Source organism: Frateuria defendens (genome assembly GCF_001182895.1).
In the GTDB taxonomy this organism is placed as follows: Bacteria; Pseudomonadota; Gammaproteobacteria; order Xanthomonadales; family Rhodanobacteraceae; genus Frateuria_B; species Frateuria_B defendens.
In genome coordinates, this window is record NZ_LFQR01000122.1 from 1 (window position 1) to 11842 (window position 11842).

An 11842-nucleotide genomic window follows, 5' to 3' on the forward strand; every position below is an offset into this window, starting at 1 on the left:
GGGCAGGACCGCGCCGTGCTGGAAGCCACCGCGCGCGGCCTCGCCCTCACCCTGGCCCGCACGGCCGCGGCTGCGCTGCTGGCGCGGCAGGCCGCCTGGTCCCGGCAGCGCGGCGACCAGCGCCCCGGCGCCGCGCTGCGGCGCTTCCTCGCCCACGGGCTGGACCGGCTGGCCGCGCCCGACGCCGCCGACACGCAGCTGCTGCTCGGCTGAACGGCGACGGCTGGGGTGCACCGGCGCGGTGCCTTAGAATGGGCCGGTCTTTTTCCTGGTATCCGAGCCATGCAGTCCATGCAGCACCTGAGCATCGTCACCACCGGCGGTACCATCGACAAGATCTATTTCGATGACAAGTCGGACTACAAGATCGGCGCGCCGCAGATCGGCGAGATCCTCAGCCAGTTCGGCGTGGCCTTCCAGTTCGACGTGATCGCGATTCTGCGCAAGGACAGCCTGCACATCGGCCCCGAGGAGCGCGCGCTGATCCGCTCCACCATCGAGGCGCAGCCGCACCGCCACGTGCTGGTCACCCACGGCACCGACACCATGGTGGAGACGGCGCGCGAACTGGCGCAGATCCAGGGCAAGGTGATCGTGCTCACCGGCGCGCTCAACCCGGCGCGTTTCCAGGGCTCGGACGCGGTGTTCAACATCGGCTGCGCAGTGGGCGCGGTGCAGACCCTGCCCGACGGCGTCTACATCGCCATGAACGGCCGTGTGTGGGATCCGGCCAAGGTGCGCAAGAACCGCGCCGCCAACCGCTTCGAGGCGATCTGAGCCACCCGCCAGGACGAACGGGCACGGCCGTCCCCGGCCGTGCCCGTTCTTTTTTGCGCAGGCGGCGGACCGTGCGGCCCGCCGCCCCGGGACTCACCAGTTCGCCTGCAGGCTCACGCCCGAGAACGACGAGTAGCCGTTGAGCATGATGGTGTAGGTGCCCGCCTGCGGCGGGGTGAAGGTGCAGGTCTCGCTGTTGCCGGTCTGGGGCGGCAGTCGTAGCTGCTGGTGGTCGGCGTGGCGCCGAACTTCACGTACAGGTCTTCATCACCCGTGCCGCCCGAGGTGGCGATGGTGAGGCTGCTGGTGCCGGCCGGCACCGTCACCGTGCACTACAGCTTGGTGCCCGCGGAGCCGGACAGCCCGGTCACCGACACGCCGTTCTGCAGGCTGCCCGTGCCGCCGCCGCTGCCGGTGCTGTAGGACGCCTTCACCGTCACGCCGGAATACGCCGAATAGCCGTGCACCTTGATGTAGTAGGTGCCCGCCTGCGGCGTGGCCACCGAGCAGCTCTCGCTGTTGCCGCTCTGGTACGGGCGGCAGTCGTAGCTGCTCAGCGTGGGCGCGCTGCCGAACTTGGTGTACAGGTCGGCATCGCCGGTGCCGCCGGAGATCGACATCACCAGGTTGCTGGCGCCGGCCGGCACCTTGACGAGGAAATCCTTGTCCGCGCCGGAGGCCGCCGCCACGCCGGTCACCGCCACGCCGTTCTGCAGCTCCGTAGCGGTGCCACCGCCGCCACCGCCGCCGCAGGTCACGCCCACGCCGGTGAAGGCGGTGATCACCGCGTTCTTGTCGTAGCCGAGGTCCTGCGCCGCCGACTCCACGCCGCAGGCGCCCGAATTGAAGTCGGTGGTGGTGGTCCAGTAGGTCTTGTTGGCCAGCGCGAACACCTGGAACGCTTTTTTGGTGTCCCAGCCGGTGGTCTTGGCCAGCGTGCAGAAGGCCTTGTTGTACACGCCGCTGGAGTAGTGCACGTCCAGGCCAGAGGTGTAGTTGGCCGCGTTGTCGATCGAGCCGCCGTCCTGGGTCGGGTTGCACATGTAGCGCAGCGCGCCACTGCTCTTGAAGATCTCCTGGCCGACCAGGAAGTCGTTGCTGCTGCGGTCGTAGAACTCGGCGGCCTCGCCGGCGATGTCCGAGTACGCCTCGTTGATGCCGCCGGACTGGCCGGAATACTCAAGGTTGGAGTTCTGCTCGGTGTAGCCGTGGCTGATCTCGTGGCTGGTCACGTCCAGCGACACCAGCGGGTAGAAGGTGCTGGCGCCGTCGCCGAAGTACATCGCGGTACCGTTCCAGAACGCGTTCTCGTACTGGCTCTTGTAGTGCACGTTCATCACCAGCTGGATGTTCAGCGGTGCGGCGCCGGTGTAGGCCACGTACATGTCGTGGGTGACCCCGCCGAAGTGGTGCGCGTCGTTGACCGGCGAGTAGGCGCCGTTGATGGCGTCGGTGTCGCTGTTGGAGCAGGTGAAGCTCACCACCGAGCCGCTGGTGCCCTGGTGCAGGTTGTTGGTCTTCACGTTGGTGTTCTGCAGCGTGCAGGTGCTGCCCGACTGGGTGACCTCCAGCGCCGCGTAGTCGGTGCCGTAGAGGTACTTGCCGGTCTTCTGGTTGCCGCCGGGGCCGGTGGCGGTGGCGTTGGTGAGGCCGTTCCAGCTCTTGACCACCTCGCCGGTGTTGGCGTCCACGATGGCCACCGGGCGGCTCGGCTGGTCGCCGTCCACGAAGTAGGAGGTGCGGTAGACCAGCCGCGGCGAGCTGCCCTCCTGCGGGTAGACGAACAGCTCCGCCGTCTCGCCGCTGATGCGCGCCTTGGCGAGCAGCAGCGTGTGGGCATGGCTCTTCAGCGCGGCGACGGCCTGGCCTGGGGTCAGTTTCGGCGTGACCGAAAGCGGCGCCGCCTGGTTGCCGTCCAGCTGCAACAGGTCGCCGGTGGCGCGCAGCGCGTTGCCCTGGGCGTCCTGCACCACGGCGAGGCTGCGGCCGTACACCGGCACGCCGCGATAGAGCTGCTGCTGGCGCACGACCTGCTGGCCATGGGCCAGCGGCGCCGCGCTGCGCGCGGCCAGCGACATGTCGGACCCCAGGTTGAGCTTGGCGGCGAGGTTGCCGACCGGCACCGCGCCGAGGTTCTGCGCACGCAGGCTCTGTGTGTTCGCCGCGGTCGCCACCGAGGCGGTGGCCATGCCGATCGCGGCGACGAGGGCTTTCAGACGAATACTGCTTGGCATTTTTTGAACTCCTGTTCCTAGCCATTCTTCGGGGCGCACGAAACCACTGCGGCCGCACGGACCCCATCAAATGAAAATGCCGTGCGCGAACACGGCCCCTTATTGGTGCTGCCTAGCGATCCCGTCGGTCCGACCGCCGCCTCGCCCTGCACTCCTTGTCGGAGCGGCGCGTGGACCCGATTGAGCGCGGCAGCACGCCACTTCACAGGCATGCCGCAACGGGAACTCCGTCAACCTCCCCGCCAACGGATCGTTGACGATAGGTGTCGAAATAACTTGCGCGCAAGAGGGAATCTTTCTTAAGTACGTGATCGCCCGCACAGCCTGGACGTGAAATCCTGCCCACGCGCACTCACGACGCGCGATGTGGCCAGAGATTCCAAAATATGAGGGCGCAGCGACGCGCACGGGCAGCAGCAAAACGCGCAGCAAAAAGCCCGGTCCTCGCGGACCGGGCTCGCTGCTTGTGGCGCATACGGGCGGGCGGCGAAGGGCTGCCGGGCACCCCCTCGCGCGCGCTTACTGCACCGTCAGCGTCACGTCGTCCAGCACGAAGGAGGTCTGCAGCGACGAGTCCTCGGTGCCGGTGAACTTGATCACCACGGTCTGGCCGATGTAGCTGGCGAGGCTGTTGGTGTGCACCGTGTAGCCGCTGTTCTTATTGAGGTTGGAATAGGTGGCCAGCGTACCCAGCAGGCTGCCCGAGGTGCTGTACACCTGCACCTTGAGCGTGTCGTAAGCCTGCGAGGTGGTGGTCTCGGCGGTGTCGACGTGCAGGTAGTACTGCAGCGTGGCCGAGCTCTTGCCGCTGGGGATCGCCACCTGCTGCGACAGCGTGTCGGTGTGGCTGCTGCCGTAGCCGTCCAGCCACGCATCCCACGAGCCCGCGTGCGGCGGCTCGGAACTGCTGTTGCTGACCACGCCGCTGGAAGCGCTCCACGGCGAGGCGGAACCGGTCTCGAAGCCGGTATTGCCGAGCAGCTGGCTGCTGCCGCCGCCGCTGCCGCTCACCGACACCGACTGCGTCTTGGTGTTGGTGGCGCCGCCGTTGTCGGTCACCGTGAGCGAGACGCTGTAGGTGCCCCCCGCCGCATAGGTGTGGCTCGGGTTGGTGGCGGTGGAGGTGGCGCCGTCGCCGAAGTTCCACGAGCGCGAGGCGATGGTGCCGTCGCTGTCGGTGGAGCTGTCGGTGAAGTTGGCGGTGAGGCCGCTGGTCACCACGCCGAAGTTCGCCACCGGCGGCGTGTTGCCGCCACCGCCGCCGCCGAGGTCGTTCAGCGCGCTGCCGATGATGATGCTGCCGCGGCCGCTGGCCAGGTCATAGCCCGGGCCGGCCGTCTCGCCGCCGTTGTTGCCGGAGGTCACGTCGTGGAAGTCCGCCGCCGGCAGCTGGTAGATCAGCGGCCCGGCGAAGCCCACGCCGGTGCCCTTGGCGGCGATCACGCGGGCCCAGAAGCCGGAGAACAGCGGCGCCGCCAGGCTGGTGCCGCCGATCTGCTGGCTGGCGCCGTTGACGATCACCTTGGCGCCCGATTCCGGATCGCCGTCGAAGGCCACGTCGGCCACGCCGCGGTGCGAGCCCGACCACAGCGTCTGCCAGCTCGGCTTGGGCTCGAAGGTGCTCTCGCTGCCGCCGGTGGCGCCCTCGTTGTTGGCCAGCTCGTTCCACACCACCTCGCTGTTCCAGGTGCTGGTGGAGGCGTCGAGCTTGGTGCCCGCCACCGCGATCACGTACTGCGAGGCCGCCGGCCAGCTCGGCGTGGTGCCGCCGTTGCCGCACTCATCGGCGCCGCTGTCGCCGGTGGAGATGGAGAAGGTCTGGCCCTGCGCCACCGCCTGCTGGAAGGCCTGGTCCTGCGCGGAGGCGGAGCCGTCGCCCTGCGCGTCCGTCTCGCACTCGCCCAGCGATACGTTGATGATCTTGGCCTGGTTGTCCGAGACCACCTTGTTGATGTCGGCGGTGAGGTTGGCGTTGGACAGCGTGGGGATGTTGTAGAACAGCAGCTTGCCGACCTGGCCGCCGGCCATGCCCACGATGTCCTGGCTGTCCAGGTTCCACTCGCCGACGCCGCTGGTGTCCGAGCTGGTGCCGTTGGTGTTGATGGTCTGCGTGGTGACGGTGGCGAGGCCGTTGTTCGAGGTGAAGGTGTTGAGGTCGGTGATGGTCTGGGAGAGGCTGCCCTGGGTGATGATGCCGACCGTGACGCCCGAGGCCGTCGGCGCGCCGGTGCCGCCGTAGATCGCCGAGAACTCGGTCGGGTTGTGGCCGGTGATCGCCTGCGGCGTGAGGTCGTTGGGCTGGAGCGTCTGCACGAAGGGGTGCGCGCGGTGCACGTCCTGCAGGCCCACCACCGACAACACGCTGTCCTGGAGCGCCGCCGGGATGTGCGCGTCGGAGGTGTTGGCGTAGGCGTCGCGCCCGTCGCGAGTGCGCACCTTGGCGAAGCTGGTGCGGAAGGCCGCCTGCGCCACGTCGGCGGTGGCGTCGCCCGAGACCAGCAGGCGGTTGGGCGCGATGCTCACGTTGGCGAAGCCCGCGCGGGTGAGGAAGTCCACCACCGCCTGCGCCTGGTCGGCGGTGGGTGCATGGCGATCCAGGAACTGCGCCGGCGTCAGCGAGCGCGACGCCAGCGGCGCATAGCCCTCGTGGGCCGCCGCGATGAAGCTCTTGAGCTCGCTGTCGTTGCGCAGCTTGAGCGCCACCTCGATATGGACCGGCTGGGAGAACGCGAGCTGACCGCTGTAGCTCTCGTTGCGCCGGAGAGCGACGGCGTGCGCCACCACCGGCGAGGTGTCGCTGACGACGAGGTCGCCGCTCGCCTGCCCGGTGCCGGTGGCGCCGAAGGCGGTCGAAGCGATCGCCAATCCGATGGTCGCCACCAGGATTTTCTGGCGGAACCGAAGACGATTATTAGGCATTTTCTGAAATCCCCGAATTGATAGACAGTACGGCCGTGCCGGGCACGGCCTTCCATTTCCCTACTGCTGTCTAACGACCCCGTCGACCCGGCGCCTACCGCCCTGCCTTCCATGCAGATCGGCGCCTATTCGGCACGATTTGAGCGACGCCCTCCCCTTGCCGGCCGCCACGGGATCAACCGCCCGCCATCCTGGCAGCGGATTGTCAAAACATAGGCATGGGGAGAAATGGCCGACAAGCGGTGATCTTTCCAATTGCGCAGCGATTCACATAATGGATAAACACACCGCTATTCGCAATATTCTGCATATCGAAAGTTATTTCGAATAATGCGCCGGATAATCACCCATTACGCCAAGGCGGCTCCCTGTCCCGCCACGACGGGGCCCGGAACAGGTTTGCGTCATGCCGGCGGGGGCGACTTCGGGCGGCGGCGGAATTGCTGCTCGGTGACCGTGTGCCCCCATTGCGCGCCCTCTGCCTCGTGGGTCAGTTCGAAGCCGAACGACTCATAGAGGTGGCGGGCCGCCTCCAGGCCTTTGAAGGTCCAGAGGTAGGTTTCATCGAAGCGCTCGTCGACGAAGCGCATGGCGCGCGACATGAGAACCCGGCCGACGCCGGTGCCGCGCAGTGATTCATCGACGATGAACCATCGCAGGTGCGCGAGGCGCTGGCCCGGCTCGCTGTCGATCGCCAGGGAAGCCAGGCATCGGCCGTTTTCCACCCACAGCCACAGTGCCTTGCCCTCGTCCGGCAGGGACTGCGCGAAGCTGGCCAGTTCCGTCGCGACCCTGCGCTCGAAGAACACCCCGAATCCCCAGTGCTGCGAGTAGAAGCGGGCGTGCAGGCCGGCGATGTCGCCAATGCAGCCCGGCACATAACCTTCGACCATCCGAGTGCCCGTTCCGGCCGGGTCCTGCCGCGCTTTGCGGCCGTTGTCACCGGCCAGCGCACCAGCGTACAGCGACAGCGATGCGACCAGCGCCTGCTGTTCCGCCGGGGTGAGCCGGCGCAGCGCGCTCGACACCTGGCCACTGGCAAACGTGTCGATCCTGCGCCGCAATTGCTGCCCGGCCTTGGTCAGGTAGAGCTCTGAGGATCGACCGTCCCCGCTGGAGGCCCGGCGCTCGATCAAGCCGGCCGATTCCAGCCGCGTCACCTGGCGGCTGGTGCTCGACTTGTCCAGCCGCAGCAGGTTCGCCAAATCGCGGGCCTGGATGCCGGGTGCCGCGCCGATTTCGAGAATGGCATGCACCCCAGAGGGCGCCAGATCGCTGTCGGCCACCGTGTTGCGCATGAAGCCCAGTTCGCGAACGAGCTTGCGCGAGGCCTCGCGCAGCTCGCGTACGGTTTGCTCTCGCGGTTGGGCGGGAACCTCGATGGAATCCATGCCGGCCTCGACAAGTTGCGCAGAGCAACCCATATAGTTGCACGAAACAACCTTATCAAGGCGGGCGGAACATCCAGCCAAACCTCAGAGCCATATCGAAAAAAGCCTCGTGCCGCTGCGAACGCCAGCTTTTCAGGTTGGGCGAACTGTTAATGGCGAGTTCGCGCCCCGATGACGCCCCGCCTGCGCCCCATGGGCGGGTCGAGGCGCGCAGCGCGCGGTCATCGCAAGCGGTCCATGCGCGCCGGATACGCTGCGGCTTTCCGGGGCCGCGCGCCATGCAAGCCGTCCGGTGCCGGCCGTATCGCCGTGCGCCAGCACTGGCCGATCTGCGGCATGGGAAAGCGGCGCGCTGGCCATCGCGCGTGGCCTGCATGATGTCCATCGCCGGCGCGCAGCCCCTCGCGCCATGCCGTCTCGCCGCCGGATGCGGGCCTGTGCCGGCATGGCGGTCGCTGTCGTTGCGCGGGAGTAAAGCGAAGGCCGCGCCGCCGTCATGCGGCGGGCGGCCGGCACACGCGGCGTCAAAGCATGCCGGTTTCGAGCTTGGCCACGTCCGACATCATCGCGTAGTTCCACGGCGGGTCGAACACCAGGTCCACGTCGGCCTCGCCCACGGTGGGGATCAGTTCGAGCTTGGTGCGCGCATCGTCCACCAGGATGTCGCCCATGCCGCAGCCGGGCGCGGTCAGCGTCATCTTCACGTAGACCTTGCGGCGGCCGGGTTCGAGCGACTCCAGGCTCACGTCGTAGACCAGGCCCAGCTCCACCACGTTGACCGGGATCTCCGGGTCGAACACGGTGCGCAGCTGCTCCCACACCAGTTTCTCGACGTCCTCGTCGCTGGCGTCGGCGGGCAGTTCCAGCGGCGGCGGCGGCTCCTTGCCCAGCGCATCGGCGTCGTGGCCGGCGATGCGGAACAAGTTGCCCTCCACGTACACGGTAAAGCTGCCGCCGAGCGCCTGGGTGATGTAGCCGACCTGGCCAGCGGGCAGGGTCACGCTCTCCCCCTGCGGCACCATCACGGCGGTGCAGTCGCGTTCGAGGGTGAAGGGTTCGCTGCTCAGATTGAAGCCACTCATGCCGATCCTGCCGATCCTGCCGATCATTTCGGTAACGCGGCGACTGACGCCGCCCGGCCTGCCATTATGCCGCGCCGGCGCCATGGTCCGCTCCATCGAAATCGGGCCGGCGGGGAGGGAACTCAAGGGAGAGGCGGCGGCGCGTTATCATCGCGGCTTTGCCTGCCAAGGGTTGCCGCGTGTTTTCCATGCCGACGAGGCCGCGCCCGCGATGAACGCCCGCGCGTCGCTGTCCCTGCTGTTCGCCCTCTTTTGCGCCGCCATGCTGGGCCTCGCCGCCGGCGCGCTCTGGATGCTGCCCACCCTGATGCTGCAGCGCCCGCTGCCGATGCTCGCGCCGCTGGTCGGCGCCGTGCTCGGCCTCGCGGTGCGCGGCTCGGTGCGCCGCGGCGCCGCGGCCATGGCCGCCGGCGCCACGCTGCTGGCGGCGGTCTACGTCGGCCTGCTGACCGCGGCGGTGCGCATCGCCAGCATGCTCGGCATCGGCCTGGTCGACGCCCTGCGCGTCGCCGGCCTCGGCCTGCTCGGCCAGCTCGCGCGGATGGCGCTGACGCGGCCCGACCTGGTGTGGGCGGTGCTCGGCGCCGCCGTGGCGGCGCTGGTCGCCCTGCGCCCGGTACGACGCTGAGAGGCTGTTCAAAGTCTTGCCATTGACGCGGCTTGGCTCCTCTCCCCCTGCTCGCAGGAGGAGGCTGGGAGGGGTGAATCCTTGCCTCGAGGCCAGTGTTTACCCCTCCCCAACCCTCCCCCGCACGCAGGGGAGGGAGCAAGCAGGAGAGACTTTGAGCAGACGCTGAGACTTAGCCGTCGAGCGACTTCAGCGCCGCCACCAGTTCGGCCGCCGCGGCCTGGCCGTCGCCGTAGAGCAGGCGTGCGTTGTCGGCGTAGAACAGCGCGTTCTCGATCCCCGCGAAGCCGGTGCCCCGGCCGCGCTTGATCACGATCACCTGCTTCGCCGCCGCCACGTCGAGGATCGGCATGCCGTAGATCGGCGAGGCCGGGTCGGTCTTGGCCAGCGGGTTCACCACGTCGTTGGCGCCGATCACCAGCGCCACGTCGGTGACGGGGAATTCCGGGTTGATGTCATCCATGTCGGCGATCAGGTCGTACGGCACGCCGGCCTCGGCCAGCAGCACGTTCATATGGCCGGGCATGCGGCCGGCCACCGGATGGATGGCGAAGCGCACCTTCACCCCGCGTTCGCGCAGCAGCCGCGCCAGCTCCCACACCTTGTGCTGCGCCTGCGCCACCGCCATGCCGTAGCCGGGCACGATCGCCACGCGCTCGGCGTAGGCCATCATCGCCGCCGCGTCGGCGGCCTCGATCGGCTTCTGGCTGCCGGCGATGGCCCGCCCGCCGCCGGCCGCCGCGGCGAAGCCGCCGAACAGCACGTTGGCCAGCGAGCGGTTCATCGCCTTCGCCATCAGCTGGGTGAGCAGGCTGCCGGCCGCGCCGACCACGGTGCCGGCGATGATCATCGCCTCGTTCTGCAGCACGAAGCCCTCCAGCGCCACCGCGAGGCCGGTGCAGGCGTTGTAGAGCGAGATCACCACCGGCATGTCGGCGCCGCCGATGGGCAGGGTCATCAGCAGGCCGAAGGCCAGCGCCAGGGCGAAGAAGGCCGTGATCGAGGGCAGCGCGAGCTGCCCGCCGATCAGCACCGCGCCGAGCGCGAGCGCGGCGAGCAGCACCAGCAGGTTCGCCGCGCGCTGGCCGGGGAAGACCAGCCGCCGGTCCAGCCAGCCCTGCAGCTTGGCGAAGGCCACCAGCGAGCCGGCGAAGCTCACCGCGCCGATCAGCGCGCCCAGCACGGCCAGCGCCAGCGGCACCGTGCCCGGCGCCTCCACGCCGCTGGCGGTGAAGGCGCTGCCGTCGAGCAGGGTAACCGTGGCGCCGGCGAAGCCGGCCAGCTCCACCGCGCCGATGGCGGCCGCCGCGCCGCCGCCCAGACCGTTGTAGAGCGCCACCATCTGCGGCATCGCGGTCATCGCCACGCGCCGGCCCGACCACCACGCCACCGCCGTGCCGAGCGCCAGCGCGGCCAGCATCGGCCCGCGATGCTGCAGGCCCGGCAGCGCGAAAGTGGCCAGCGTCGCCAGCAGCATGCCCGCGCCCGCCCACGCGATGCCGCCGCGCGCGGTGCGCGGCGAGCTCATGCGCTTCAGGCCCAGGATGAACAGCAGTGCGGCGAGGAAATAGCAGGCCTTGACCAGCGTCGGCAGCCAGGCCATCAGCGGCCCTCCCCGCCGCCGCCGGCGGGCCGGCTGGCCTTGAACATCTGCAGCATGCGCGCCGTCACCACGTAGCCGCCGGCGGCGTTGCCGGCGCCCAGCAGCACGCCGAGGAAGCCCACCGCGATGCCGAACGGCGTCTGTGCCCGGCCGAGCGCGACCATGGCGCCCACCAGTACGATGCCGTGAACGAAGTTGGAACCGGACATCAGCGGGGTGTGCAGGATCACCGGCACCCGCGCGATGATCTCGTACCCGGTGAACGCGGCCAGCATGAAGATGTACAGCGCCAGGAACCCGTCGATCATGAGCCTTCCCCGTCCGGACAGCACCGTCGCCGCATCATACGGTCGCGCGTCAACCCCGGCGAGCCTGTCGCGTTGATGGTCGGGAACGAACCGATGGAGCCCTTGCATGGCCCTCCCGACGGCGGGGCGGAAGCCGGCGTGAACGCGCTCACCGCCACCCTCGACAACACCCTGGCGACTGGCGCGCCGAGCGTGCCGGCCAGCCTGGACGGCTTTCTGGCCCAGATCGAGCGGCGCGCGTTCCGCCTCGCCGAGCTGCACCTGGGCCACCGCGAGGACGCGATGGACGCCGTGCAGGACGCCATGCTGCGGCTGGTCAAGCACTACCGCGAGCGGCCCGCGCAGGAATGGACGCCGCTGTTCTGGGGCATCCTGCGCCGGCGCATCGTGGACCTGCAGCGCCGGCGCAAGGTGCGCTCCATCGTGGTCGGCTGGCTCGGCGGCGGCCACGACGACGACGGCGACGAGCTGCCGAGCTGGGACCCGGCCGACGCCAGCCCCGGCCCGCTCGACCGCCTGCAGGACGCGCAGTCCTACGCCGACCTGGTGGTCGCGCTGCGCGGCCTGCCGCGGCGCCAGCGCGAGGCCTTCACCCTGCGCGTGATGGAAGGACTCGACGTGGCCGACACCGCGCGGGCCATGGGCTGCTCCGAGGGCAGCGTGAAGACGCACCTGTCCCGGGCGATGCAACATATGCGCGAACAACTGGAGGAGTGGCGATGAACGCCCCCGACCGTCCCGAACGTCCCACCGTCGAGCAGCGTGCCCGCGCGCTTCACCTGGAGGCCGCGCGCCGGCTCGACGGCGCCACCGCGGGCCGGCTGCGCGCCGCGCGCCGCACGGCGATGCAGGCCGCCGCGCCGGCCGCCGCGCGCGGGCCGGCGGTACGCGCGCTGCTGC

8 protein-coding genes and 3 pseudogenes are annotated in these 11842 nt (G+C 69.4%); 5 read left to right on the top strand and 6 right to left on the bottom strand.

Going from position 1 to position 11842, the window contains the following annotated elements:
- Together ACH65_RS14935 and ACH65_RS14940 are read left to right on the top strand one after the other, a co-directional pair.
- A pseudogene (locus ACH65_RS14935) lies at positions 1-213 on the top strand (acyl-CoA dehydrogenase family protein); the annotation flags it as partial.
- A 78-nt stretch (positions 214-291) separates the two neighbouring features.
- The gene (locus ACH65_RS14940) at positions 292-777 is read left to right on the top strand and encodes an asparaginase domain-containing protein (protein WP_049623421.1); all 486 of its coding nucleotides are present in this window, start codon (positions 292-294) and stop codon (positions 775-777) included.
- A gap of 93 nt (positions 778-870) precedes the next feature.
- On the opposite strand, the pseudogene ACH65_RS14945 reads toward ACH65_RS14940, so the two are convergent.
- From ACH65_RS14945 to sufT, 4 genes and pseudogenes are all read right to left on the bottom strand, one after another.
- Positions 871-3011: pseudogene (locus tag ACH65_RS14945) on the bottom strand (M4 family metallopeptidase).
- Positions 3012-3530: 519 nt separating this feature from the next.
- Positions 3531-5891, bottom strand: a complete 2361-nt coding sequence (locus ACH65_RS14950; protein ID WP_237561537.1) for a protease pro-enzyme activation domain-containing protein — start codon at positions 5889-5891, stop codon at positions 3531-3533.
- A gap of 443 nt (positions 5892-6334) precedes the next feature.
- The gene (locus ACH65_RS14955; RefSeq protein WP_049623416.1) at positions 6335-7321 is read right to left on the bottom strand and encodes a bifunctional helix-turn-helix transcriptional regulator/GNAT family N-acetyltransferase; all 987 of its coding nucleotides are present in this window, start codon (positions 7319-7321) and stop codon (positions 6335-6337) included.
- A 524-nt stretch (positions 7322-7845) separates the two neighbouring features.
- Positions 7846-8403 (bottom strand): putative Fe-S cluster assembly protein SufT, encoded by a 558-nt coding sequence (sufT, locus tag ACH65_RS14960; RefSeq protein ID WP_049623422.1) that lies wholly within the window; start codon positions 8401-8403, stop codon positions 7846-7848.
- Here sufT and ACH65_RS20860 point away from each other — a divergent pair.
- The gene (locus ACH65_RS20860; RefSeq protein WP_237561538.1) at positions 8369-9031 is read left to right on the top strand and encodes a hypothetical protein; all 663 of its coding nucleotides are present in this window, start codon (positions 8369-8371) and stop codon (positions 9029-9031) included. The two genes, sufT and ACH65_RS20860, sit on opposite strands and share 35 nt — an antisense overlap.
- Positions 9032-9203: 172 nt before the next feature.
- On the opposite strand, the gene ACH65_RS14970 is transcribed toward ACH65_RS20860, so the two are convergent.
- Positions 9204-10634 carry an NAD(P)(+) transhydrogenase (Re/Si-specific) subunit beta gene (locus tag ACH65_RS14970; RefSeq protein ID WP_049623418.1) on the bottom strand — a complete coding sequence of 477 codons (1431 nt, stop codon included), beginning with the start codon at positions 10632-10634 and terminating at the stop codon, positions 9204-9206.
- On the bottom strand, positions 10634-10942 hold the full coding sequence (locus ACH65_RS14975) for an NAD(P) transhydrogenase subunit alpha part 2 (protein ID WP_049623419.1): 309 nt from the start codon (positions 10940-10942) through the stop codon (positions 10634-10636). Before ACH65_RS14975 ends, ACH65_RS14970 begins: the two co-directional genes overlap by 1 nt.
- Before the next feature lie 93 nt (positions 10943-11035).
- Between ACH65_RS14975 and ACH65_RS14980 the strand changes: the two genes are divergently transcribed.
- Together ACH65_RS14980 and ACH65_RS14985 are read left to right on the top strand one after the other, a co-directional pair.
- The gene (locus tag ACH65_RS14980) at positions 11036-11665 is read left to right on the top strand and encodes an RNA polymerase sigma factor (protein WP_153242623.1); all 630 of its coding nucleotides are present in this window, start codon (positions 11036-11038) and stop codon (positions 11663-11665) included.
- Positions 11662-11842, top strand: a pseudogene (locus ACH65_RS14985) (hypothetical protein); the annotation flags it as partial. The gene ACH65_RS14980 and the pseudogene ACH65_RS14985, both read left to right, overlap by 4 nt.